General features: G+C 72.8%; 16 protein-coding genes and 1 pseudogene. 13 read left to right on the forward strand and 4 right to left on the reverse strand.

The features are described 5' to 3' along the window. Positions 1–17: 17 nt before the first annotated feature. The gene (locus ACZ69I_RS30215) at positions 18–1,322 is read left to right on the forward strand and encodes an MFS transporter (RefSeq protein WP_470835746.1); all 1,305 of its coding nucleotides are present in this window, start codon (positions 18–20) and stop codon (positions 1,320–1,322) included. Here ACZ69I_RS30215 and ACZ69I_RS30220 read toward each other — a convergent pair. After that, positions 1,319–1,897 carry an NADAR family protein gene (locus ACZ69I_RS30220; RefSeq protein ID WP_470835748.1) on the reverse strand — a complete coding sequence of 193 codons (579 nt, stop codon included), beginning with the start codon at positions 1,895–1,897 and terminating at the stop codon, positions 1,319–1,321. The genes ACZ69I_RS30215 and ACZ69I_RS30220 overlap by 4 nt on opposite strands. 177 nt (positions 1,898–2,074) lie before the next feature. Here ACZ69I_RS30220 and ACZ69I_RS30225 point away from each other — a divergent pair, with 177 nt between their 5' ends. From ACZ69I_RS30225 to ACZ69I_RS30260, 8 genes and pseudogenes are all read left to right on the forward strand, one after another. Next, a complete protein-coding gene (locus ACZ69I_RS30225) occupies positions 2,075–3,577 on the forward strand; it encodes a gamma-aminobutyraldehyde dehydrogenase (RefSeq protein WP_470835749.1) in 1,503 nt (500 codons plus the stop codon). A 62-nt stretch (positions 3,578–3,639) separates the two neighbouring features. Continuing rightward, on the forward strand, positions 3,640–4,890 hold the full coding sequence (locus ACZ69I_RS30230; RefSeq protein WP_467671906.1) for a polyamine ABC transporter substrate-binding protein: 1,251 nt from the start codon (positions 3,640–3,642) through the stop codon (positions 4,888–4,890). Positions 4,891–5,008: 118 nt separating this feature from the next. After that, positions 5,009–6,178, forward strand: coding sequence for an ABC transporter ATP-binding protein (locus tag ACZ69I_RS30235; protein WP_470835751.1), 1,170 nt, complete (start codon positions 5,009–5,011; stop codon positions 6,176–6,178). After that, a complete protein-coding gene (locus ACZ69I_RS30240) occupies positions 6,175–7,119 on the forward strand; it encodes an ABC transporter permease (RefSeq protein ID WP_470835752.1) in 945 nt (314 codons plus the stop codon). The genes ACZ69I_RS30235 and ACZ69I_RS30240 overlap by 4 nt, the downstream gene beginning before the upstream one ends. Further along, entirely contained in the window at positions 7,119–7,922 is an 804-nt protein-coding gene (locus tag ACZ69I_RS30245; RefSeq protein ID WP_467671913.1) for an ABC transporter permease, read from the forward strand. The genes ACZ69I_RS30240 and ACZ69I_RS30245 overlap by 1 nt, the downstream gene beginning before the upstream one ends. Positions 7,923–7,952: 30 nt before the next feature. Continuing rightward, complete coding sequence (locus ACZ69I_RS30250) at positions 7,953–9,371, forward strand: NAD(P)/FAD-dependent oxidoreductase (RefSeq protein ID WP_470835754.1); 1,419 nt, start codon at positions 7,953–7,955, stop codon at positions 9,369–9,371. Between the two features lie 246 nt (positions 9,372–9,617). Beyond that, entirely contained in the window at positions 9,618–10,106 is a 489-nt protein-coding gene (locus ACZ69I_RS30255) for a bifunctional DNA primase/polymerase (RefSeq protein WP_470835755.1), read from the forward strand. A 289-nt stretch (positions 10,107–10,395) separates the two neighbouring features. Beyond that, a pseudogene (locus tag ACZ69I_RS30260) lies at positions 10,396–11,409 on the forward strand (chitinase); the annotation flags it as partial. Here the strand turns inward: ACZ69I_RS30260 and ACZ69I_RS30265 are convergent. Together ACZ69I_RS30265 and ACZ69I_RS30270 are read right to left on the reverse strand one after the other, a co-directional pair. Next, a complete protein-coding gene (locus ACZ69I_RS30265; protein ID WP_470835756.1) occupies positions 11,363–12,073 on the reverse strand; it encodes a phosphatase PAP2 family protein in 711 nt (236 codons plus the stop codon). The pseudogene ACZ69I_RS30260 and the gene ACZ69I_RS30265 sit on opposite strands and share 47 nt — an antisense overlap. 147 nt (positions 12,074–12,220) lie before the next feature. Continuing rightward, on the reverse strand, positions 12,221–15,409 hold the full coding sequence (locus tag ACZ69I_RS30270) for an amidohydrolase family protein (protein WP_470835758.1): 3,189 nt from the start codon (positions 15,407–15,409) through the stop codon (positions 12,221–12,223). 153 nt (positions 15,410–15,562) lie between these two features. On the opposite strand from ACZ69I_RS30270, the gene ACZ69I_RS30275 reads away from it, so the two are divergent. Further along, the gene (locus ACZ69I_RS30275) at positions 15,563–16,594 is read left to right on the forward strand and encodes an Lrp/AsnC family transcriptional regulator (protein WP_470835760.1); all 1,032 of its coding nucleotides are present in this window, start codon (positions 15,563–15,565) and stop codon (positions 16,592–16,594) included. Between the two features lie 560 nt (positions 16,595–17,154). Here ACZ69I_RS30275 and gabT read toward each other — a convergent pair. Then, a complete protein-coding gene (gene gabT / locus ACZ69I_RS30280) occupies positions 17,155–18,489 on the reverse strand; it encodes a 4-aminobutyrate--2-oxoglutarate transaminase (protein ID WP_467671925.1) in 1,335 nt (444 codons plus the stop codon). A gap of 323 nt (positions 18,490–18,812) precedes the next feature. Here gabT and ACZ69I_RS30285 point away from each other — a divergent pair, with 323 nt between their 5' ends. The 3 genes from ACZ69I_RS30285 (at position 18,813) to ACZ69I_RS30295 (ending at position 24,783) form a co-directional block, all read left to right on the forward strand. Further along, a complete protein-coding gene (locus tag ACZ69I_RS30285) occupies positions 18,813–20,966 on the forward strand; it encodes an ATP-binding protein (protein WP_470835762.1) in 2,154 nt (717 codons plus the stop codon). A 242-nt stretch (positions 20,967–21,208) separates the two neighbouring features. Continuing rightward, on the forward strand, positions 21,209–22,897 hold the full coding sequence (locus ACZ69I_RS30290; RefSeq protein ID WP_470835763.1) for a PucR family transcriptional regulator: 1,689 nt from the start codon (positions 21,209–21,211) through the stop codon (positions 22,895–22,897). Between the two features lie 440 nt (positions 22,898–23,337). Continuing rightward, a complete protein-coding gene (locus ACZ69I_RS30295; RefSeq protein ID WP_470835764.1) occupies positions 23,338–24,783 on the forward strand; it encodes an aldehyde dehydrogenase family protein in 1,446 nt (481 codons plus the stop codon). Positions 24,784–24,893: the final 110 nt, after the last annotated feature.

Here is a 24,893-nt window from a genome sequence, read left to right on the forward strand (position 1 = left end):
CACGTCCAGGGGGATGGGTGAGCTTCAGTCAACGGCGGGCCGCGTTGTACGTACGGATACCAGGGGGCGCCGACGGCCGCCGCATGCTCTGGATCGCTCTGATCAACAAGGCGGGAACCGGACTCTGGATGGGGGCGGCCGCCCTCTACTTCACCCTGGTCACCGGCCTGTCCGTCGCCGAGGTCGGCGTCCTGCTCGGGGTCTCCGGCGCCGTCGGCATCGCGGGCGCCCCGCTCGCCGGCCACCTCGCCGACCGCTTCCCGGTCACCCGCATCATCATCGGCGCCCAACTCCAGCAGGCCGTCGCGCTGTTGGCGCTGCTCACGACGGACAACCTCGCGCTGCTCCTGCTGTACTCGGCCGTCAACAGCCTCGCCGACCGCGGCGCCAACGTGCTCACCAAGCTGTACGCCGCCCGGGTCGCGGGCCCGGACCGCACCACGTACCAGGCCGTGCAGCGCACCGTCTCCAACGCGGGCTGGGCCCTCGGCGGTCTGGCCGGCGCGCTCGCCCTCGCCGTCGGCACCACCCACGCCTACCAGGCACTGCTCGTCGGCAACGTGGTCAGCTTCCTCGCCGCCGCGGCCCTCACCCTGCGCTGCGCCGAGCCGCCCTCACCGTCCCGGCTGGTCACCGAATCGACGGCCACCGGGACCGCCCCGGCGCCCGCCGCCCCGGCGTCCAACCCCTGGCGCGACCGCCCCTACCTGCTCTTCACCGTCACCGAAGCGGCCCTCTTCCTCGACGACGCGGTGCTCCAGGTCGGCATCCCCCTGTGGATCGTCCACGCCACCGACGCCCCGCACGGCCTCGCGCCGCTCCTCATGGTGCTCAACTGCGTGCTGGTCGTCGGCTGTCAGGTGCCGCTGTCCCGGTTCGGCAGCACCCCGGAGCGGGCCCGCGCGCTCCTCGTCCCGCTCGCGGGCTGCTTCGTCGTCGGGTGCGCGGCGCTCAGCGTCTCCACGCTCGGCGGCGCGTGGCTCGCCGTCGCCGCGCTCACGGTCGCGGCCGTCGCCCTCACCTTCGCGGAGATACTGCACGCCATCGCCTCCTGGGAGCTCTCGATCGCGCTCGCCCCCGACGACGCCCAGGGTGCCTACCTCGGTGTGCACGGCCTGTCCTCGTCGGCCCAGCGCAGCGGCGGACCGCTGCTGGTGACCGCGGTGATCGCGGCGGGCCCGCTCGCCTGGCCGGTCCTCGGCGCGGGCGTGATCGTGACGGTGGCGGCGCAGAGGCGTCTCGTCGGGAGGCGGCTGGACCGGCGGGGCACCGAAGCGGGTCGGACCTCGGTCGACCCCGTCGTGGAGGTGCCCCGGCCTTAGACCTGCTCCCGCGCCTCCATGAGGGCGAACCCCAGCAGGTTCGGCCCCCGCCACTTTGCGGGGTCCTCCGCCCGGGGGTCGTCCGCCGCCAGGCCGATGCCCCAGACGCGGTCCAGGGGGCTCGCCTCGACCAGGACCCGGCGGCCCGTGCCCAGGAGGAAGTCCCGCAGCGCGGGGTCCGACGCGAACTTGTGGGTGCTGCCCTCGACCACGATGGCGAAGCGCTCGCGCACCCACATCGCGTCGTCGAAGTCCCGGACGAGGCGGCCCGCCTTCTTCGCCTCCGCCGGGGTGCGGGCCGCGAGGGCCGCCCGCTCCGCGTCCGCGTCGCCGAAGAGGCGGGCCTTGGCCGCCATCATCCAGTGCTCCGCCGTCGCGTACTCCACACCGTCCACCGTGAACGGCGACGGCCACCACTGACTCAGGCAGCTCGGACCCAGCGTGCCGTCCCGCCGCGGGGTGTGGCCCCAGAAGTGCAGGTACTTCACCTTCTCGCCCGCGCGCACCGCGCCGACCAGCGCCTCCACCGAGTCGATCTTCGTCATGCACGCGAGTCTGGCACGCACCACTGACATTCCGTCCTGGGTTTTCCGGGTCGACTCGACACCTGGTCGACAGATTTCGTCGCGTAACCAAAAGGCAACAACGGAATCACTTGTTGGGCTACCGGGGCTCTGTCAGGATCGGCACTCAAATCGATCTGGAGCTACGCCGACCCCCGCGGGACGGGGAGGGCGGCGGAGGAGAGCGTCATGCACAACTTCCAGGCGCGGGAACACTTCGCGGACGGCGCGCAGTTCATCGCCGGGCGGCTGACCAAGGGGACGTCGGGCGCCGGCCATGCCGTCGTCGACCCCGCCACCGGCGAGGAGGTCCACTCGTACGAGCTCGCCGGGCGGGACGACGTGGACGCCGCCGTCGCCGCGGCCGCCGAGGCGTTCCCCGGCTGGGCGGCCGCCACCCCGGGCGAGCGCTCCGACGCCCTGCACCGGTTCGCGGGCGTCCTCGCGGCGCGCGCCGAGGAGATCGCGCAGGCCGAGTCGCTGCAGTGCGGCAAGCCGATCAAGCTGAGCCGCGAGTTCGACGTCCCCGGGACCGTCGACAACGCCGCCTTCTTCGCGGGCGCGGCCCGCCACCTCCAGGGCCAGTCGGCCGGCGAGTACACCGGCGACCACACCTCGTACGTACGGCGCGAGCCCATCGGTGTCGTCGGGTCCATCGCTCCCTGGAACTACCCCCTGCAGATGGCGGCCTGGAAGGTGCTGCCCGCCATCGCCGCGGGCAACACGATCGTCCTCAAGCCCGCCGAACTCACCCCTTTCACCTCGCTCCTGTTCGCGCAGGCCGCCACCGAGGCGGGCATCCCCGACGGTGTCGTCAACATCGTCAGCGGGGCCGGACGCGACGCGGGCGAGCACCTCGTGGGCCACCCCGACGTCGCCATGACCTCCTTCACCGGGTCCACCGGCGTCGGCAAGCGCGTCGCCGAGATCGCCACCGCCACGGTGAAGCGGCTGCACCTGGAGCTCGGCGGCAAGGCGCCGTTCGTCGTGTTCGACGACGCCGACCTGGAGGCCGCCGTGCACGGCGCGGTCGCCGGTGCGCTCATCAACTCCGGGCAGGACTGCACGGCCGCCACGCGCGCGTACGTGCAGCGCCCCCTCTACGACGCCTTCGTGCAGGGCGTCGCCGACCTCATGGAGAGCGTGCGGCTCGGCGACCCCTTCGACCCGAGCACCGACATGGGGCCGCTCATCTCGCACGCGCACCGCGACCGCGTCGCCGGATTCGTCGACCGGGCCCGGTCCTACGCGCGCGTGGTCACCGGCGGCGAGGCGCTCGCGCACCCCGGCGCCTACTACCGGCCCACCCTCATCGCGGACGCCGCGCAGGACAGCGAGATCGTGCAGGCCGAGATCTTCGGACCGGTGCTCGTCGTGCTGCCCTTCGACTCCGACGACGAGGGCATCCGGCTCGCCAACGACACCCCGTACGGCCTCGCCGCCTCCGCCTGGAGCCGCGACGTCTTCCGTGCCAACCGCGCCACCCGTGAGATCAAGGCCGGGTGCGTGTGGGTCAACGACCACATCCCGATCCTCAGCGAGATGCCGCACGGCGGCTACAAGGCGTCCGGCTACGGAAAGGACATGTCCGCGTACTCATTCGAGGAGTACACGCAGGTCAAGCACGTCATGTTCGACAACACCGCGGTGGTCCGCAAGGACTGGCACCGCACGATCTTCGGGGACCGATAGTCACGTCGTCACCAGGCCGCACGACCGGCGGCCGCCCAATTCCCGAAAGGGCAACCACGCGCATGGAGCAGTACGAGCCCGACAGCCTCTCCCCGGCCCAACTGGCCGCCATGCACCGCAGCTTCACGAACGGCAGGGCCGCCCTGTCCCGGCGCTCCCTGCTGCGCGCCGGCACAGGCGGCGCGCTCGCGGTCGGCGGACTCGGGGCGCTGAGCGCCTGCGGGATCCCCGCGGCCGGCAAGAAGCCGGGCGAGGTCTCGTCAGAAGACCACTCGGCGCGGGAGAAGCACATCGCCTTCTCCAACTGGACCGAGTACATGGACGTCGACGAGAAGGACGAGAACCGGCGGCCGACCCTGGAGGCGTTCACGAAGCGCACCGGGATCAAGGTCAAGTACACCGAGGACATCAACGACAACGTCGAGTTCTTCGGGAAGGTCAAACCGCAGCTCGCCGCGGGCCAGGACACCGGACGCGACCTCATCTGCGTCACCGACTGGCTGGCGGCCCGGCTCATCCGCTTCGGGTGGGTCCAGAAACTGGACCCGGCCAACCTGCCGCACGCGTACGCCAACCTCTCCAGCCAGTTCCGCGACCCCGACTGGGACCCGGGCCGCGCGTACTCGTACCCGTGGACCGGCATCTCCACGGTCGTCGCGTACAACAAGAAGGCCACCGGCGGGAAGAAGATCACCTCGGTCTCCGAGCTCCTGGACGACCCGAAGCTCAAGGGGCGCGTCGGGTTCCTCTCGGAGATGCGCGACACCGTCGGCATGACCCTCCTGGACCAGGGCAAGGACCCCGCCGACTTCACCGACGACGACTTCGACGCGGCCATCGACCGCCTCCAGAGAGCCGTCGACAAGAAGCAGATCCGCCGCTTCACCGGCAACGACTACACCTCGGACCTCGCCAAGGGCGACATGGCCGCCTGCCTCGGCTGGGCCGGCGACATCGTGCAGCTGAAGGCCGACAACCCCGACATCGACTTCCACATCCCGGACCGGGGCTACATCACGTCCACGGACAACCTCCTCGTCCCGAACAAGGCGCGCCACAAACGCAATGCCGAGCGGCTCATCGACTACTACTACGAGCCCGAACCCGCGGCTCGCCTCGCGGCGTACATCAACTACGTCTGCCCCGTGGACGGTGTGCGGGAGGCGCTCGCGAGGATCGACGAGGACGCCGCGGCCAATCCGCTGATCATCCCCGACAAGGAGATGAAGGAGAAGTCCCGGGCGTTCCGGTCGCTCACGCCCGCGGAAGAGACCGCGTACGAAGAGAAGTTCGCGAAGCTCACGGGCGCGTAGCGCTCGAACGGTGCCGGTCGGCAGTCCGGCTGCGGGCCCGTCGTGACGTGCCGCGCAGTTCCCCGCGCCCCTGGAGGGGCGCCCCTTGTCGCTTCCCCTCGATTCCCCTGGACCCACCATGACCACTGCTCAAGAACACGGCGGCGACGTCCGTCTCGCCGGGATCAGTAAGACCTATGGCTCCTTCACCGCCGTGCAGCCGCTCGACCTCACCGTGCCGCAGGGCTCCTTCTTCGCGCTGCTCGGGGCGTCCGGGTGCGGCAAGACCACCACGCTCCGCATGATCGCGGGTCTGGAGGAGCCCAGCTCCGGTACGGTCCACCTCGGCGACCAGGACGTCACCGCCCTGCCGCCGTACAAGCGGCCCGTGAACACCGTCTTCCAGTCGTACGCGCTCTTCCCGCACCTGGACATCTTCGAGAACGTCGCCTTCGGCCTGCGCCGCCGCGGCATCAAGTCGGTCAAGGGCAAGGTCGGCGAGATGCTCGACCTGGTCCAGCTCGGCGAGCAGGCCCGCAAGAAGCCGCACCAGCTCTCCGGCGGCCAGCAGCAGCGCGTCGCCGTCGCCCGCGCGCTCATCAACCACCCCAAGGTGCTCCTCCTCGACGAGCCGCTCGGCGCCCTGGACCTGAAGCTGCGCCGCCAGATGCAGCTGGAACTCAAGCGCATCCAGACCGAGGTCGGCATCACCTTCGTGCACGTCACGCACGACCAGGAGGAGGCCATGACCATGGCCGACACCGTGGCCGTGATGAACGGCGGCCGCGTCGAGCAGCTCGGCGCCCCCGCCGACCTCTACGAGAACCCGCGGACCACCTTCGTCGCCAACTTCCTCGGCACCTCCAACTTCATCGAGGCGGAGATCCAGGGGGGCGGCGCCAGGAGCGGCGACGACCTGACCGTCAAGGCAGGCGACTGCAAGCTGACGCTGCCCGCCGCCCGATGTACGGGTCCCACCGCCACCGGCGACAAGGTCCTGGTCGGCGTACGCCCCGAGAAGATCGCCCTCACGCACGCCGACGACGCGGGGCGGATACCCGAGGGCCGCAACCGGATCACCGGCCGCATCGCCGACAGCAGCTTCATCGGCGTCTCCACGCAGTACGTCGTCCACAGCCCGGTCTGCCCCTCCTTCGAGGTGTACGCGCAGAACATCGAGCGCGACGGCCGCCTCACCCCGGGCGCCGAGGTCGTCCTGCACTGGAATCCGGCGCACACCTTCGCCCTGGACGCCGCACAGGACGTCGCGGCGGGCGTCGAGAAGGTCGAGGAGGAAGCCTCCGCATGACCACCGTGACCGACGCGCCACCCAAGGACCCCGGGGCCGCACCCGACGACAGCGCCCCGGCCCCGCGCAGGACCCGCACACGCGGCCGTCTCGTCCCGTACTGGCTGCTGCTCCCCGGCCTGCTCTGGCTGGTCGTCTTCTTCGCGCTGCCGCTCGTCTACCAGGCGTCGACCTCCGTGCAGACCGGCTCCCTCGAAGAGGGCTTCAAGGTCACCTGGCACTTCGCCACCTACTGGGACGCGCTGACCGACTACTGGCCGCAGTTCCTGCGCTCGGTGCTCTACGCGGGCGCCGCCACGATCCTGTGCCTGCTGCTCGGCTATCCGCTCGCCTACCTCATCGCGTTCCGCGCGGGCCGCTGGCGCAACTTCATCCTCGTCCTGGTCATCGCGCCGTTCTTCACCAGCTTCCTGATCCGCACCCTCGCGTGGAAGACGATCCTCGCGGACGGCGGCCCCCTCGTGGGCGCCCTCAACTCCCTGCACGTCCTGGACGTCACCAGCTGGCTGGGCGTCACGGACGGCGACCGGGTGCTCGCCACGCCCCTTGCGGTGATCTGCGGACTCACGTACAACTTCCTGCCGTTCATGATCCTGCCGCTCTACACCTCCCTCGAACGCATCGACGGGCGGCTGCACGAGGCCGCCGGCGACCTGTACGCCAGGCCGTCCACGACCTTCCGCAAGGTGACCTTCCCGCTCTCCATGCCGGGCGTCGTCTCCGGCACGCTGCTCACCTTCATTCCGGCGGCGGGCGACTACGTGAACGCGGACCTGCTCGGATCCACCGACACCCGCATGGTCGGAAACGTCATCCAGACGCAGTTCCTGCGCATTCTGGATTACCCGACGGCCGCCGCGCTCTCCTTCATCCTCATGGCCGCCATCCTCTTCATGGTGACCTTCTACATTCGCAAGTCAGGGACGGAGGATCTCGTCTGATGGCCGCTTTCTTCCGCTGGCTGCGGCGCAATGTCGTCGTCATCGCGGGTCTGCTGACACTCGCCTATCTGCTGCTCCCCAACGTCGTCGTGACGGTGTTCTCCTTCAACAAGCCGAAGGGGCGCTTCAATTACTCCTGGCAGGAATTCTCGCTCGACGCGTGGCGGGACCCGTGCGGCGTCGCCGACATGTGCGGGTCACTCAGCCTGAGCCTGCAGATCGCCACCTGGGCGACGATCGGCGCGACCGTGCTCGGCACGATGATCGCCTTCGCGCTCGTGCGCTACCGCTTCCGGGCGCGCGGCGCGGTGAACTCGCTGATCTTCCTGCCGATGGCGATGCCCGAGGTCGTGATGGCCGCCTCGCTGCTCACGCTCTTCCTCAACATGGGCGCCCAGCTCGGTTTCTGGACCGTGCTCATCGCCCACATCATGTTCTGCCTCAGCTTCGTGGTGACCGCCGTCAAGGCGCGCGTCATGTCGATGGACCCCCGTCTCGAACAGGCCGCGCAGGACCTCTACGCCGGCCCCGTGCAGACCTTCCTGCGGGTCACCCTGCCGATCGCCGCACCCGGCATCGCGGCGGGCGCGCTGCTCGCCTTCGCGCTCTCCTTCGACGATTTCATCATCACGAATTTCAACGCGGGCTCGACTGTGACGTTCCCCATGTTCGTCTGGGGATCCGCGCAGCGGGGCACGCCCGTTCAGATCAATGTGATCGGTACGGCGATGTTCCTCGTGGCCGTACTGCTCGTGCTCGCCGGAATGCTCGTCGGCAAGCGCCGCACCAAGCAAGCGAAATAGCGCTTCTCTGTTTCCGAAGGAGTGGAAATCATGGCCCCAGGCGCCATGACCCGTTGGACCTCGTCCCTCGCCGATGCCCGGCCCCTCTCGTACTGGCTCGACGACCCCGGCAGGCCCGCCCCCGAGCCCGCCCTGACCGGCGACGAACGCTGCGACCTGCTCGTCGTCGGCGGTGGATACAGCGGCCTGTGGACCGCGCTCATCGCCAAGGAGCGCGACCCGCACCGCGACGTCGTCCTCGTCGAGGGCCGCGAGGCGGGCTGGGCCGCCTCCGGCCGCAACGGCGGCTTCTGCGCCGCCTCCCTCACCCACGGCATCGCCAACGGTCTGGCCCGCTGGCCGGGTGAGATCGCGAAGCTGGAGGAGCTCGGCGCCCGCAACCTCGACGAGATCGAGGCGGCCGTCAAGCGGTACTCCATCGACTGCGACTTCGAGCGCACCGGCGAGATCGACGTGGCCACCGAGCCGCACCAGCTGGCCGAACTCCGCGAGATGTACGAGGAGATGGCCGAGCACGGCCTGGCGGGCGGCGCCGAGCTGCTCGACGCGGACGCCCTGCGGGAGCACGTCGACTCGCCGACGTTCCTCGGCGGCCTCTGGGACCGCGACGGCGTCGCCATGCTGAACCCGGCGAAGCTGGCCTGGGGCCTGAAGCGGGCCTGTCTGGAGAAGGGCGTACGCGTCTACGAGCACACGCCCGCGCTCCAACTTGCGTCCGCGGGCGCGGGGATGGCGATCCGCACCCCGTACGGCCGCGTCTTCGCCGGGCAGGTCGCGCTCGCCACGAACATCTTCCCTTCGCTGGTCAAGCGCCTGCGCCCGTACACCGTCCCGGTCTACGACTACGCGCTGATGACCGAGCCGCTGACCGACGAGCAGCTGGCGGCGATCGGCTGGAAGAACCGCCAGGGGCTCGGCGACAGCGCCAACCAGTTCCACTACTTCCGGCTCTCCGCCGACAACCGCGTCCTGTGGGGCGGTTACGACGCGATCTATCCGTTCGGCGGCAAGGTGCGCGCCGAGTACGACGACCGGCCCGAGACGTACGCGAAGCTCGCCGGACACTTCTTCACCTGCTTCCCGCAGCTGGAGGGGGTGCGCTTCACGCACGCGTGGGGCGGCGCCATCGACACGTGCTCGCGCTTCTCGGCGTTCTTCGGCACGGCCCACAAGGGCCGCGTCGCCTACGCGGCGGGGTACACGGGCCTCGGTGTCGGGGCCACCCGGTTCGGCGCGGACGTGATGCTGGACCTGCTGTCCGGCGAGCGGACGGAGCGTACGGACCTGGAGATGGTCCGTACGAAGCCGCTGCCGTTCCCGCCCGAGCCCTTCGCGTGGACCGGCGTCGCGCTGACCAAGTGGTCGCTCGCCCGGTCCGACGCCAACGGCGGCAAGCGGAACCTCTGGCTCAAGACGATGGACAAACTGGGCCTCGGCTTCGACAGCTGACTGGACGCAGCAAGCGAGCAATCGAGCGAGCAAGCAAGCAAGCAAGCGAGCGAGCGAGCGACCGGGCGGGCGCGGGGCGGGGCGGGCGGCGGGCCACTGAGCGGGGCGTGATCAACCGGCGCACGCCCCGCTCGCCCCCCGTGCCCCTCGCACCACCAACGGGCGGCCGGAACCCGCGTAATGCCGCGCCCCGAAGCCCCTCTCCCCATGACACGCACTGTTGTCGTACAGGAGAGAGGTTCTGTCATGACTGGCTGGACTGGTCCGGGTGGTTCCGGAGCGCGGGCGGCGGTCGAATGGCTGGCGTCCGCGGCGCCGGACCCGGACGCCTGCCGCCGGGAATGGGAGCGCAACCCGCGCGGGGTCGCGCTGCTGCCCGCCGGGCGGCGCTGGGACGTGCTGATCCTGCCCGCCGAACTCGGCTATCCCACGCTCGACGTGCTGAGCCGCTGCATCGACCGCCCCGGCCCCGTGCTCGCCGATTTCGGCGACGAGCGCACGGGGTTCTTCGTGCCGCCGGGCACGGCCTCCCGCTGGCTCGGTACGGGGGTACGCGGCGTCGGCAGCGGCACCTGGATCGTCGTGCCCTACCCGGGGCGGGCCACCGGCGGCATCCGCTGGCTGGTCCCGCCGGACGGCTCGGGCACGCTGACGGACCCGGCGCTGCTGGAAATGGCGATGCACGAGGCGGCGGCGAGGCTGGCGCGGGACGGGGACGGGGAGGGGGCGGGGTGATCCGCCGGAGGCGAGAGGCGTGCCGCCCGGCGCCGGGAACGTGCTCGAGCGGTCCGGCGGGAGCGTGCCGTCGGATACCTTGACAACTCAATTGGTCTGGACCAAGTTAAGCGCGACCCGCCCTCCCATCCCCCCATGCCCGGAGGCAGTTGTGGACCGCTCCTTGTTGCCCCGCACCAGCCGCGCGAGCCGCGTCAGACGTCTCGCCGTGGTCGCCGTCGCCGCCTGCGCGCTCACCGCGTCCGGCCTGCTCTCCACCCGTGCGACGGCGGCTCCCGAGCAGCCGGCCCTCGCCGACCACGCCCTCGTCGGCTATCTGCACACCAGCTTCGCCAACGGCTCCGGTTACACCCGCCTCGCCGACACCCCCGACAGCTGGGACGTCATCGACCTGGCCTTCGGCGAGCCGACCTCCGTGACCTCGGGCGACATCCGCTTCGGCCTCTGCCCGAAGACCGAATGCCCGAACGTGGAGACCAAGGACGAGTTCAAGGCCGCCGTCAAGGCCAAGCAGGCGGCCGGCAAGAAGGTCCTCATATCCATCGGCGGCCAGAACGGCCAGGTCCAGCTGAAGACGGCGCAGGCCCGCGACACCTTCGTCTCCTCGGTCTCCAGGATCATCGACGAGTACGGGCTCGACGGCCTGGACATCGACTTCGAGGGCCACTCGCTCTCCCTCAACGCCGACGACACCGACTTCAGGAACCCCAAGACCCCGGTGATCGTCAACCTCATCTCCGCGGTGAAGACCCTCAAGGCAAGGTACGGAGCCGGTTTCACGCTCACCATGGCGCCCGAGACCTTCTTCGTGCAGCTCGGGTACCAGTTCTACGGGACCGGGAAGTGGGGCGGCCAGGACCCGCGCGCGGGCTCGTACCTCCCGGTCATCCACGCCCTGCGCGACGACCTCACGCTGCTGCACGTCCAGGACTACAACTCGGGACCGATCATGGGCCTGGACAACCAGTACCACTCCATGGGCGGCGCGGACTTCCACGTCGCGATGACCGACATGCTGCTCACCGGCTTCCCCGTGGCGGGCGACAAGAACAACGTCTTCCCGCCCCTGCCGCCCCGGAAGGTCGCCATCGGCATGCCCGCGTCCGTCAACGCGGGCAACGGGCACGTGCCGACGAGCGAGGTCAACAAGGCCCTGAACTGCCTGACCAAGGGCACCGACTGCGGGTCGTACCGGACCCACGGCACCTGGCCGGACCTGCGCGGCCTGATGACCTGGTCGATCAACTGGGACCGCTTCAACAACCGGGAGTTCTCGAAGAACTTCGACGCGTACTTCGGCTGAGCACCACCAGCATCACCTGCAGCAGCGCCACGGACAGGCACCAGCCCGCCACCACGTCCAGGGGCCAGTGGTACCCGCGTCGCACCAGCCCGAACCCGACCGCGACGTTCAACAGGCAGCAGCCGATGACCAGTTCGCGGCGGCCGTACGCGCCGCGCAGCCACGGCAGGACGAGCAGGACCGCCGCGCCGTAGGCGACCGCGGCGGTCACCGCGTGGCCCGAGGGGAAGTAGCCCTCGTGACCGGCCGAACCGGGCGGGCCCGGCCGGTCCACCAGTGCCTTGAGCGGGGCCACGAGCAGGGGCACCGCGGCCATCGCGGCCAGCGCGGCGGCCGCGGGCAGCCACCAGCGGTGGGTGCCGGACCGCTGCCCGCGCCAGGCCGTGTACGCGAGGACGGCGACGAGGACCGGCACGGCCACCGTGATGTTGCCGAGGTCGGCGAGGAGCTCGGCGGCACGGTCCGGCAGGCGGCTGCCCGCGAGGGTGCGCGCCGCGCGTTCGTCGGCGCGGCGCAGCGGCCCGTCGGCCACGACCTGCCAGGTGAGGAGCGCGAGGAGCAGGGCGCACAGCGAGAGGGAGAGGCCGGGCCGCCGTGGTGCGGGGGCCCGGCTCTCCGGCGCGGCGGGCACGCCCCGGGGGCCCGGGGGCGGGGAAGCAGACATGGCCCCAGCCTGGCAGGAATGATCGCCCGCCCGCGCGTGCGGGGCACGGCGCGCGGGCGGGCGGGGATTCGAGGAGGACGGGCGAGGGTTCGGGGAGGACGGGCTCTCAGCGCCCGGCGACAGCCCTCAGCACCTGGCGACAGGCCCTCAGTGCCCGTGCTCGCAGCACTGGCTCCGCAACCTCGCGCCCGTACGCTCCCAGTGCGCCCGGTCCTTCGCCGCGACCCGCACCGCGGGAACGGAGTCGACCAGCTCCCGCTGCTCGTACGGCACGCCGCCCCGCATCACCGACACCGTCCGCACCAGCGAGTCGAAGTCGGTGAAGGGGTCCCCGTCGATGACCGCGAGGTCGGCGAGCTTGCCGACCTCGAGGGTGCCGAGGTCGCGGTCGAGGCCGAAGATCCGCGCGGGCGCGGAGGTCGCCGTGCGCAGCGTCCGGGAGACCGACATGCCGCCGCGCCGCAGAGCGCGCAGACCGATGTGCACGCCCAGGCCGGTCGGGATGCCCGGGGAGTCCGTACCGATGGCGATGAGCCCGCCGGCCGCCGCGATCCTGCGGTAGATGTCGATCTCCCGCGTCAGGGTGGCCAGTTGCGCGTCGGTGGGCGGCTGCGCGGCCAGGTCCCGCACCTGGGAGGTCTCCCACGGCGGCATGAGGCGGGTGACCCGGGGGTCCTTCGCGAGGTCCGGGGCCGCGCCGATCAGCGGGGCGGCCGAGAACGGCGTGGCGACCAGGTGGAAGTCGCCGGTGGCGGTGTAGATCTCCGTCACGTCCTGATAGGCGAGCTCGCCCGCGGTGGTGGCGTGGCCGAACTCGGCACGCTGGGTCGCCTGGAGGTGCGTCGTCAGGTCGTGGCCGAGCTGGATGCCGGGGGAGAGGTTGTGGCTGCCGCAGCGCACGCCGAGCTCCTCGTGCGCGAAGCGCGCGGCCTCCTCCATCACCCAGCCCGGGGCCCGTACGTAGGTCTTGACGAAGTCCCAGTCGAGGGCCTTGCCGCGCGAGAGGGTCCGGCGCAGGCCCTCGCGGGTCGCGTGGACGCGGTTGTCCCACGCGACCCGCGTCCCGTCGAGCACCTCGCTCGCGGTCACCAGCCGGGGCCCGGCCATCTCACCGGCGGCGACGGCTTCGCGCAGCCGGGCCCCCTCGTATCCGGCGCCGCCCATCGACATGGTGCTCGTGACGCCGTAGGAGAGGAACAGGGCGGCCTGTCTGCCGCCGTAGACGTTCGGCTGCGGGTGCATGTGGGCGTCCCACAGGCCGGGGATCACGGTGTGCTCCGCGGCGTCGACGCGGCGGGCGGCGGCACGGCCGGGGCGGTGCGGTTCGACGGCGGTGACGCGGCCGCCGCGGACGGTGATGTCGACGTCCTCGCGGACGCTGTCGTCGTCGCCGGTGCCGTCCCAGAAGCGGCCCGCGTGGACGACGGTGTCCTCGGCCGCGGGGCGCCGGTGGTCGAGCGGCAGCTTGACGGTGCGGACGCTGCCGTCGGCGACGGTGAGGAGGCGGAGCCGGCCCGCCGACAGGTACAGGACGTGGCGGCCGTCGCCCGACCAGGTGGGGTGGTCGGCGGCCTCGCCGGGGAAGGTGCGGGGCTTGCCGTCGGGGGTGCCGTCGGGGCGCACCGGCAGCAGCCACAGCGCGGACTCGACGACGGCGGCCATGTACCGGCCGTCCGGGGACCAGACCGGGCCGTTGCTGGTGCGGTCGGAGATGGAGGTGTGCGGCGCCACCGCGTGCGTCGCGGCGGAGCCGTCGGTGGTGTCGATCACCCGGATGAGGTTGTAGCCCTCACGGAAGCGCTGGTTGACGCGATTGCGGACGCTGACCGCGACCCGGCGGCCGTCGGGGGACCAGCTGGGGCGGCCGGAGATCTCGCCGCCGGGCGGACTGGCGGCCAGCTTCTTCTCCTCGCCGGTGCGCAGGTCCCGTACCAGGAGGTTCGTCGCGAGGTCGAAGCAGGCGAGGCGGTTGCCGTCGGGGGAGAGCGCCGGCAGGATCCGGCCGCCGGAGGCGATCACCGTCTCCTTGCCGTCGGCCAGCTCCCGTCGCCGGACGGCGGGCATGCCGTCGCGGTCGTCGGAGTAGAGCAGGGCCTTGCCGTCGGGCGTCCACGCCGCCGCGTAGAGGTATCCGGTCGCCTTGGCCCGGGTCACCCGGCGCGGCGCCCTGCCGCCCGAAACGTCGCCGATCCAGAGGGAGTTGAGAGCGGTGAAGGCGACCTGCCTGCCGTCGGGGGAGAGCGCGGGCAGGTCGAAGGCGCGCACCGGGCGGCTCCCGGTGCCGTCCAGGTCGAAGGACTTGACCCGGTAGTCCGGCCGGTCGAGGGGCAGGGGCGCGGTGAAGGGGATGTCCTCACGGGTGCCGGGGGCGGCGGGCCGTACGACGGTGAAGCGGCCGTCGACGGTGAGGAGCAGCTCCTTGGCGGAGATCCAGCGGGGCGGTACGGGCGCGATGTCGCCGCCCACCGCCACGGTCTCGCCGGCCACGACGAGGGTGCAGCCCGCGTTGGGCGCGGCCGCCGTCCGTAGGTAGGCGAGCGTGCCGTCGGAGGAGACGGCGGGCACGAGGAGCTGGTCGGTGCCGGTGTCGGTGTGCTCCACGGTGACGGGGCCGCTGCCGTCGGCGGCCACGGAGACGATCGTGCGGGCGTCGAGCGCGCCCGACGTCACCGCGGCGCGCACGAACAGCACCCGCTTGCCGTCCGGGGACCAGACCGGGTCGAAGTCCTCCCACGCGCCGTCCTGGACGGGGCCCCGCTGGCCGGGGCGGCCGGTCAGCCGGGTCAGCTCGCCGGTGGCCAGCTCCAGGGTCCAGATGCGGAAGGGGGCGCCGGCGACCGGATCGCCGTCGCGCTCGGAGGCGAAGGCGAGCCGCTTGCCGTCCGGCGACCAGGCGGGGCCGCGGCAGTCCCACGGGCCTTCGGTGCGTTGGGTCAGCTCGGAGCCGTCCGGCTTCAGCGTCCAGATCTGGAAGGTGCCCGAGCGGAACGCGCAGACGGCGATGGACCGCCCGTCGGGCGAGTGCACCGGACGCGTCGGCTCCAGGTCCGCCGGGGTGAGCGGCACGGCCTCGCCGCCCTTGCGCGGCAGGGACCACAGCACGCCCTGCACCTCGGCGACCAGCCGGTCGCCCGCGAGGGAGGCGGAGCCGGTGGTGGCGGCGGTGAAGCGCAGCGAGGTCCCGGCGGCGCCCGCGGTGGCGGCGGGACCGGCCGGACCGGCGGCGGGCGCCGCGTGTGCGGGTCCTGCGCCCGCCAGCGCGCCGGTCGTGGCCGCCGCGCCCACCACTGTGGTCGTCCGCAGAAAACGACGCCGCGAGAACTCGGGGATGGTCAACTTTCCTCCAGCGAAGGCCTGTTGGTGGGGCCGGTGGAGTGCAGCGGCCACGGATCGCGATCTTCGTCCAGCGGTCGGGCGGCGAGGAGTGCGGTGCAGGATCCGGGCGAAATTGATCAGCAGCGCGCAGGAAGGCGCGCTATACAGGCGGTTGTGAGTACCGATGCGCCGAGGGGGAGCGGCGGCGAGTCACCCCTGGCGGGTCAGGGTGTCGACCGCCTGGACCGGCAGATCGTGAACGCCCTCCAGGTCGAACCGCGGGCCTCCTGGGCCAAGATCGGGTCCGTCCTCGGCGTGGACGCCGTCACCGTCGCCCGCCGGTGGATCCGGCTGCGGGCGGCGGGCCTGGCCTGGGTCACCGCGAGTGAGCCCTCGCCCGGCCTCGGCCGCAGGGCCGTCGTCGAGGTGGAGTGCGCGGGCAACCCCCTGGAACTGGCCGAGGAACTCGCCCGCGACCGCGAGTGCCGCACGCTCGACATCGCGTCGGGCGGGCGCAACCTGCTGCTCGGCGTGGGCGCGGCCGACGAGGCGGGCCTCGCCGACTACGTCCTGACCCGGCTCGGCGCGGGCCCCGAGGTCCGGGCCGTACGCACCCAGCTCGTCACCTCCTTCACCCGGGACGCGGGCGAGTGGCGACTCGGGGAGCTCCCGCCGGAGCAGCTCGAACGGTTCACCGGCCCCGGCCCCCGCGATGCCGCCGCCTGCGGCGCCCTGACCGGGTTCGAGCGCGAGGTGCTCGCCGCGCTGCACGAGGACGGGCGCATGCCCGCCACCCGGATCGCCGCCCGCACGGGGGTCCCGGTGCGCCGGGCGCGGGAGGCGGTGCACCGGCTGCTCGCCCAGCAGCGGGTGCTGCTGTGGACGGACGTCGCCCGCGCGATGTCCGGAAGGGCCGTGCAGGCCTGGTACTTCATCCGGGTCCCGGCCCGCCGCCTCGCGGGGGTGGCCGCGCAGCTGGCGCGCCTGGAGGAGGCGCGTCTGGTGGTCTCCACCGTGGGGACGTACAACCTGGCGATGTGCGTCTGGACGCGGGAGCTGACCGACGTGACCCGGCTCGAGGCGCGGATCGAGGACGGGCTCGAAGGGGTGCAGATCGCGGACCGCTGCGTCACGCTGCGCACCGTCAAGCGCGCGGGGTACCTGCTCGACGCGCAGGGGCGGCGGTCCGGCCAGGGCCCGGTGTGAGGACGCGGGCGCGGAGCCGTGCCGGGCCACCGGGGGAGGAAGCGCCGAAGGGCTAGCGCAAGGGGGGGAGTGCGCTAGCCCTTCGGTGGTCGACCGGCCGGGGGCCCGTCCGAGCCGGTCTGCTTGCGCGAGTCCGTCGGGTGGGGCGCCGAGGCGGCCTTCCGGACCGGTGGTCCGCGCGCCCCGGGGGGTTTGGGGCGGGCGGCCGTCCGATCGGTGAGGAGTTCCGGAGTCGCAGACCCCGGACGTGCGCAAGGGCACGACCAGAGCGGGGCCGGGGAAGCTCCGCCATGGTGCCGCCCACAGTCCCCTGTGAGCGGGTGTTTCTCTCATCTGCAGAAACCGTACGGCAGGTCGTGGCGGGCCGACAGACGGAACAGCAACCCGACATGGGGCCCCCACACCTTCTTCACACGCCCCGACGACCGCATCCGGTCACACCACCGCCGCCGCGCGCGGTCCGTGCACGTCAGTGGCCTTTTCCGGCCATGCGAAAGGCCCGTACGGGGATCCGTACGGGCCTCGCACGCCGGCCCGGACAGGGGCCGGGCGCCGGGTGCTCAGACGCGGGCGAAGGCGCCCTCGATGATGTCGAGGCCCTCGTTCAGGAGGTCGTCGCCGATGACGAGCGGCGGCAGGAAGCGCAGGACGTTGCCGTACGTGCCGCAGGTCAGCACGAGCAGGCCCTCCGCGTGGCAGGCCTTGGCCAGGGCGGCGGTCGCCTCCGGGTGCGGCTCCTTGGTCGTGCGGTCCTTGACGAGCTCGATGGCGATCATCGCGCCGCGGCCGCGGATGTCGCCGATGATGTCGAACTTCTCGGCCATGGCGGACAGGCGGGCCTTCATGGTGGCCTCGATGTTCTTCGCCTTGGCGTTGAGGTCGAGCTCCTTCATCGTCTCGATGGCGCCGAGCGCACCGGCGCAGGCCACCGGGTTGCCGCCGTAGGTGCCGCCGAGGCCGCCCGCGTGCGCGGCGTCCATGATCTCGGCGCGGCCCGTCACGGCGGCGAGCGGCAGGCCGCCCGCGATGCCCTTGGCGGTGGTGATCAGGTCCGGGACGATGCCCTCGTCCTCGCAGGCGAACCACTGGCCGGTGCGGCAGAAGCCGGACTGGATCTCGTCGGCGACGAAGACGATGCCGTTGTCGTTCGCGTACTTCACGATCTCCGGCAGGAAGCCCTTGGCGGGCTCGATGAAGCCGCCCTCGCCGAGCACGGGCTCGATGATGATCGCGGCGACGTTCTCGGCGCCGACCTGCTTGCCGATCATGTCGATGGCCTGCTTGGCGGCCTCGGCACCGGCGTTCTCGGCGCCGGTGGGCCAGCGGTAGCCGTAGGCGACCGGGACGCGGTAGACCTCGGGCGCGAACGGGCCGAAGCCGTTCTTGTACGGCATGTTCTTGGCGGTCAGCGCCATCGTGAGGTTCGTGCGGCCGTGGTAGCCGTGGTCGAAGACGACGACGGCCTGGCGCTTGGTGTGCGCGCGGGCGATCTTGACGGCGTTCTCGACGGCCTCGGCGCCGGAGTTGAACAGGGCCGACTTCTTCTCGTGGTCACCCGGCGTGAGCTCCGCGAGCGCCTCGGCGACGGCGACGTAGCCCTCGTACGGCGTGACCATGAAACAGGTGTGGGTGAACTGCTCCAGCTGCGCGGACGCCCGGCGCACCACGGCCTCCGCGGACGCGCCGACGGACGTCACGGCGATGCCCGAGCCGAAGTCGATCAGACGGTTGCCATCGACGTCCTCGATGATCCCGCCGCCCGCGCGCGCGGCGAAGACGGGCAGCACGGAGCCCACGCCACCGGCGACCACGGCGGTACGGCGGGCCTGCAGCTCCTGCGACTTCGGACCGGGGATGGCGGTGACGACGCGGCGCTCCTGCGGAAGGGCGGTCATGGGGGCTCCTGGGGGGTGGGGCGACGATACGGACGCCGATGCGGACGCTCTACTGCTTTCTTCGCAGGTTAGGGGCGAGGCCGGGGGGCGGGCATGCTCCATCGGGGAGTCGTCGGGCGCGGCGGTTGTCCGTGGTGGACATAGCGAGCCGCGCCGTGCGGCGGCTGCCGGGCGAACGGGGCACCGGGCCGGATACCGGGCCGGATGCGGACCGGCGGATACCGGATCGCCGCAGGTCCGGGCGCGTATCCGGTGAACTGCCCCTGCCGGGGCACTAGATTGACCCGCGAAACGACAGTTCGGCTGGTCAGGGGGCAAGGGGCATGGACTCCGACGGCACGCACGACGCTCGCGGCACACACGCCACACCGGTGCCGCGCCCGGCGGCGCCTCCGCCCGGGTCCGCGGTGCCCCGTCCGGGGGGCGGGGCACCCGCGGTCCCGCCCCGGCCCGCGCAGGCTCCCGGGGCGTCGCCGCTGCCGGACGGGGCGGCCTTCCTCGCCTGGCTGCGGGCGCCGCGGCCCGCGACGGCGCCCGGCATCTGGCGCTTCGCGCACACGCCGCGGCCGGAGCAGGAACCGGAGGTCGTGCCGACCCGGCAGCTGCTCAGCGGCGCGCTCATCTCGTTCCTGGTCGGCTGGCTGCTCTGGTCGCTGCTCTGGAACGGCTACCTCGGCGGCTGGTGGGTGCTGCCCATCGAACTGTTCCTGCCCGACGCCTGGCTCTACAGCGGCGACCGCATCGGCAACGCCATCATGTGGTATGGCTACTACGTCCTCATCGCGCTCGCCATCATGATCGGGGTCGGCAAGCTCGGCCGCTGGTCCGAGGTCTGGCGCCGCTTCGTCGCCCCGCGCTTGCGCCGCCGCGAGGCCCCCGCGCCGCCGCCCCCGCCCGAGGAGGACCCCGCCCACTGGCCGCAGCTGCGCGCCGCGGGCGCCCAGGACGCCGCCGACCGGCTCGCCGCCGACGCGCGGTCCGGTCTCATGCGGGACGTCGACCACGCCCGGATCGCGCGGGCCTGGCGGTCCGTGCGGGCCGGCCGCAGCCCGCTCGCTGCCTTCAGCGACGCGGTCGTCCGGGACGGGGCCGCCGCCTGCATGCATCCGTCCGGCGACCGGGACCTGCCCCAGCGCGCCGCGCGGCACGACCTCGCCACGGCGCAGGTGCGGATCGGGACGACGGTCGACGATCCCCGTAACCCCTATGCCTACCGGGGCACCGGGCTCGCGCTCGGCCCCGACCTGCTCGGCACCTCGCTGGTCGCCGTCGGCCCCGGCGGGTCCGGCAAGACCGCCCGCGTGGTGTGGCCGCTCGCCGAGTCGCTGTGCCTGGGCGCCCTCGCCGGGCGGGCCGCCGTCGTGGTGGTCGGCGCCGCGGGCGCGGGGCTCGGGCCCGCCGAGGACTACGACGTGGTGGTGCGGGTCGGCCACCCCGACTCCCTCTACGACCTCGACCTGTACGGCGGCACCGACGACCCGGACGAGGCCGCGGCCGTGCTCGCCGAGGCCCTCGTCGGCGACCTCGTCGACCCGCACCCCAGTGGCGACAGCCGCCGCTCCACGACCTGCCTCGCCCAGCTCCTCGGCCCCTGGCTCGCCGTCCACCGGCGCTTCCCCTCGGTGCCCGAACTGCGCGCCCTGCTCGACGGCTCGCCCGGCCCGCTCGGCGCGCTGCGCAAGGCACTGCAACAGGCGGGCCACGACGCCATGATCCGCGAACTCGACGCCCGGGAACGCCAGTTGGGTCACCCCGGGGACCCCGGCGCGGTCCTCGCCGACCGCATCGCGCTGCTCGACCGGCCCGCGTTCGCCGCCTTCTTCGACACCTCGGGCCGGAGCACCCCGTTCTCGCTGCGCGCCCTGGACCACCCCGTCCGCGTCCGCATCGACCTCCCCGAGCGCGGCCACGCCGACGCCTCGCGGATCCTCGCCCGCCTCGTCCTCGCCCAGTTCACGGCGAGCGCCGCCGCCCGCGAGGACCGCTCGCTCTTCGCCTGCCTGGTCCTCGACGACGCGTCCGGCACGGTCACCCCGGAGTCCGTACGCCGCATCCAGCGGCTGCGGTCCGCCAACGCGGGCGTCGTCATGACCCTGCGTACGCTCGACGACGTACCCCGTCCGCTGCGCACCCCCCTGCTCGGCGCGACCGGCTGCCGCATGGCGCTCTCCGGGCTCACCCCGTGGGACGGCCAGGACTTCGCGGAAGTCTGGGGCAAGGAGTGGACAGAGGCGCGGGATGTCACCGACCGGCAGATCATCGCCGAGACCCCACTGGGCAAGACCGTGCACGTGCTGCGCCGGGTCATCACCGGCAACGCCCCGACGGCCCGCGCCGTCACCGTCCGTCAGGTCGAGCGCGAGCGGTGGTCCGCCTCCGAGCTGGCACACGGGGTGCCGCCGGGGCACGCGGTGCTCTCGCTGACCGACGTGCGGGGCGAGTACGCGCCCCCGCTCCTCGTGGACCTGCGGGCCTGAGGCCGCGGGAGCGTCTGAAGCCACGGGGGAGGGGTACCCGGAGGGTCCCATCGCGGGCGGGCTTCCGGATCGTCCCGTACGTGGTGTTCGGTCCCTGGCGCACCGTACGGTGAGGCAGAATCGACACAGGTCGTTCATACGGACCGGCCAAAAGATCCACATCGCGAAGATCCACACCCGGCGCCCGCACCCCGGGGGCCGGGAAGCCCGCCCGCCCCGCCTGCCGCAGACCTGAAGGTCCCATGCCGCCCACGCTCGCCTCGCTCGTCCACCACTCCGCGCTCAAGCTGACCGTGCGCGCGGGCGAGGAACGGCTCGACGCCCCCGTGCGCTGGGCGCATGCGAGCGAACTCGCCGACCCCGTGCCCTACATGGAGGGCGGTGAGCTCCTCCTCATCACCGCGCTGAAGCTGGACGCGGAGGACCCGGAAGCCATGCGGCGCTACGTGAAACGGCTCGCGGGCGCCGGTGTCGTCGGGCTCGGCTTCGCCGTCGGCGTGCACTACCCCGACATCCCCAAGGCGCTGCTCGACGCCGCGACCGACGCCGGTCTGCCGCTCATCGAGGTGCCCCGGCGCACCCCGTTCCTCGCCATCAGCAAGGCCGTGTCCGCCGCCATCGCCGCCGAGCAGTACCGCGCCGTGACGGCGGGCTTCGCCGCCCAGCGCGAACTGACCAAGCAGACGCTGAGCGACGGCCCCGAAGGGCTGCTGCTCGCGCTCGCCGGACAGGTCGACGGCTGGGCCGCGCTCTACGACGCGTCCGGCGCCGTCGTCGCCACCGCCCCGGAGTGGGCCACCCGCAGGGCCGCCCGGCTCACCGCCGACGTCGAACGCCTCAGGGAGCGCCCGGCGCCCGCCAGTTCCGTGGTCGCGGGCACCGAGGACCGCGTGGAGCTGCACTCGCTCGGCACGGGACGCAGGCCGCGCGCCGCCCTCGCCGTCGGCACGGCCTCGACCCTCGGCACCGCCGAGCGGTACGCGGTGCACTCCGCCATCGCGCTGCTCACCCTCACCACCGAGCGCTCCCGCGCGCTGCACGCCGCCGAGCAGCGGATCGGCGTCGCGGTGCTGCGGATGCTGCTCGCGGGCGAGCCGGACCATGCGCGGACCGTCGCCGGTGACCTGTACGGCGGGCTCCTGGACGCCCCCTTCCGCCTGGTCGTCGCCGAGGTGGCGTCCGCGTCGGCGGCCCGGGTGCGGGCGGGCGCCGACGACAACGGCGAGGGCGCTCAGGAGGGCGGCCCCGCCTCCGCCGCGGTCCTGGCGGCGGTGGCCGAGGTCTCGGGCGGCGGCGACCCGCTCGCCGCGCTCGTCGACGTCGTCGAGGCCGCGGCCGCGCGCTCCGGCGAGGCGCTGCTTGTCGTCCCCTACGGGGAACGGCTCGTGCTGCTCGTGGTGGACGGCGGGGCGGGCGCGCGGGCCTGCGCGCAGTACGCGGCCGCGCTGGAGGCGGGACGCGGCGTCGCGGGGCGCGAGCCCGTCGTCTCCGGTGAGCAGGCCGAGCTGGTGATGGGGCTCTCCGCACCGGCCGGGCCGATCGCCGCGGCCACCGCGTACAAACAGGCCGAACAGGCGCTCTCCGTCGCGCGGCGGCGCGGCCGCGCGCTCGTCGAGCACGAGGAGCTCGCCGCGGGCTCCGTCCTTCCGCTGCTCGCCGACGACGCGGTGCGGGCCTTCGCGGACGGCCTGCTGCGGGCGCTGCACGAGCACGACGCGACCGGCCGCGGCGACCTCGTCGCCTCGCTGCGGGCGTGGCTCTCCCGGCACGGACAGTGGGACGCCGCGGCGGCGGACCTCGGCGTCCACCGCCACACGCTGCGCTACCGGATGCGCAGGGTCGAGGAAATCCTCGGCCGCTCCCTGGACGACCCGGACGTCCGCATGGAGCTGTGGCTCTCCCTGAAGGCAACATCAATGCCCTCGGACTGACGAGCCTCGCGCAGGGGCGCGAGGAACGGCACACCCAGCCAGCCCGGACCCGCCCCCCAGGGGCGCGGGGAACGGCGCGCCTAGCCCCCACGAACCCGCAGCGAAAGGGACGGGGCTCACCCCCAGGGGCGCGGGGAACGGCGCGCCCAGCCCCCGCAAACCCGCAGCGAAAGGGACGGGGCTCACCCCCAGGGGCGCGGGGAACGGCGCACCCAGCCCCCACAAACCCGCAGCCGAAGAGACACGAGCCACCCCCCAGGGGCGCGAGGAACGGCGCACCCACCCCCCGGCTCCACCCGCAATAGCGAGGGCGACACATACAAAGCGGCACGAGGCCCCCGGCCACTACTCCGCCCCGGACAAACGCCACCCCCACCGCCTACCCCTACCGTGAGGGACGTACCCCCAGACACACCACCGCGGAAGGGCCGGGAATCGACATGACTTCCATCCACGCCTTCTGGCTCGCCGGTCGCCAGACCACCGGCGAGACCACCCTCGACGTCACCTCGCCCTGGGACGGCCGGGTCGTCGGCAAGGCCGCCGTCCCGACCGACGCCCAGGTCGAGGAGGCCGTCGCCGCCGCGTACGCCGTGCGCGACGAGTTCGCCGCGACCCCGGCCCACGTCCGCGCCGCCGCCCTCACCCACGTCTCGGACCGCCTCGTCGAGCGCACCGAGGAGATCGCCCAGCTGATCTCCGCCGAGAACGGCAAGCCGATCAAGTGGGCCCGCGGCGAGCTCGGCCGTGCCGTCTCCGTCTTCCGGTTCGCCGCCGAGGAGGCCCGCCGCTTCAACGGCGGCGAGGCCCAGCGCCTGGACACCGACGCGGGCGGCCAGGGCCGCCTCGCCCTCACCCGCCGCTTCCCCAAGGGCGTCGTGCTCGGCATTGCGCCGTTCAACTTCCCGCTGAACCTGTGCGCGCACAAGATCGCCCCGGCCATCGCCGTCGGCGCGCCGATCATCCTCAAGCCCGCGCCCGCCACCCCGCTCTCGGGCCTGATCCTCGGCGAGCTGCTCGCCGAGACCGAGCTGCCGGCCGGTTCGTGGAGCATCCTGCCCGTCGCCAACGACAAGATGCCCGCCCTCGTCCAGGACGAGCGGATGCCGGTCATCTCCTTCACCGGTTCCGAGAAGGTCGGCTACGCGATCATGGACTCGGTGCCGCGCAAGCACTGCACCCTGGAGCTCGGCGGCAACGGCGCGGCCGTGGTCCTCGCCGACTACGCCTCCGACGAGGACCTCGACTGGGCGGCCTCGCGCATCGCGACGTTCTCCAACTACCAGGGCGGCCAGTCCTGCATCTCCGTGCAGCGGGTCATCGCGGACGCCGCCGTGTACGACCGCCTGGTGCCACGCGTGGTCAAGGCCGTCGAGGCCCAGGTCACCGGCGACCCGTCGGACCCGAAGACCGAGGTCGGCCCGCTGGTCAACGAGGACGCCGCCCGGCGCGTGGAGTCCTGGGTCGACGAGGCCGTCGCCGCGGGCGCCCAGCTGCTCACCGGCGGCAAGCGCGACGGCGCCGCGTACGCGCCGACCGTGCTCGCCGACGTACCGGCCGACACCACCCTCGCCCACGAGGAGGTCTTCGGACCGGTCCTCACGCTGAAGAAGGTGGACGGCGAGGACGCCGCGTTCGACGCCGTCAACGACTCCAAGTACGGCCTGCAGGCGGGCGTCTTCACGCACGACCTGCAAGCCGCCTTCCGCGCCCACCGCGCCCTCGAGGTCGGCGGCGTGGTCATCGGCGACGCCCCGTCCTACCGCGCCGACCAGATGCCGTACGGCGGCGTCAAGCAGTCCGGCGTGGGCCGCGAGGGCGTCCGCTACGCGATGGACGACTACACCTACGAGCGCGTCATGGTCCTGACGGGCCTCGCCCTGTAGGGACCCACGTCCCCGAAGGACAACGGCCGGAGCCCACTGTGCGGGGGCTCCGGCCGTTCTCGTACGAGGAGCGGGCGCCCGGCCGCACGGGGCGCAATGCGCCGAACGCT

The organism is Streptomyces sp. NPDC036815 (assembly GCF_055609205.1).

Coding starts and splice junctions, on each gene's coding strand:
- ACZ69I_RS30220 (WP_470835748.1), bottom strand. CDS start 1,897: ATGTCAGTGGTGCGTGCCAGACTCGCGTGCATGACGAAGATCGACTCG.
- ACZ69I_RS30225 (WP_470835749.1), top strand. CDS start 2,075: ATGCACAACTTCCAGGCGCGGGAACACTTCGCGGACGGCGCGCAGTTC.
- ACZ69I_RS30230 (WP_467671906.1), top strand. CDS start 3,640: ATGGAGCAGTACGAGCCCGACAGCCTCTCCCCGGCCCAACTGGCCGCC.
- ACZ69I_RS30235 (WP_470835751.1), top strand. CDS start 5,009: ATGACCACTGCTCAAGAACACGGCGGCGACGTCCGTCTCGCCGGGATC.
- ACZ69I_RS30240 (WP_470835752.1), top strand. CDS start 6,175: ATGACCACCGTGACCGACGCGCCACCCAAGGACCCCGGGGCCGCACCC.
- ACZ69I_RS30245 (WP_467671913.1), top strand. CDS start 7,119: ATGGCCGCTTTCTTCCGCTGGCTGCGGCGCAATGTCGTCGTCATCGCG.
- ACZ69I_RS30250 (WP_470835754.1), top strand. CDS start 7,953: ATGGCCCCAGGCGCCATGACCCGTTGGACCTCGTCCCTCGCCGATGCC.
- ACZ69I_RS30255 (WP_470835755.1), top strand. CDS start 9,618: ATGACTGGCTGGACTGGTCCGGGTGGTTCCGGAGCGCGGGCGGCGGTC.
- ACZ69I_RS30265 (WP_470835756.1), bottom strand. CDS start 12,073: ATGTCTGCTTCCCCGCCCCCGGGCCCCCGGGGCGTGCCCGCCGCGCCG.
- gabT (WP_467671925.1), bottom strand. CDS start 18,489: ATGACCGCCCTTCCGCAGGAGCGCCGCGTCGTCACCGCCATCCCCGGT.
- ACZ69I_RS30285 (WP_470835762.1), top strand. CDS start 18,813: ATGGACTCCGACGGCACGCACGACGCTCGCGGCACACACGCCACACCG.
- ACZ69I_RS30290 (WP_470835763.1), top strand. CDS start 21,209: ATGCCGCCCACGCTCGCCTCGCTCGTCCACCACTCCGCGCTCAAGCTG.
- ACZ69I_RS30295 (WP_470835764.1), top strand. CDS start 23,338: ATGACTTCCATCCACGCCTTCTGGCTCGCCGGTCGCCAGACCACCGGC.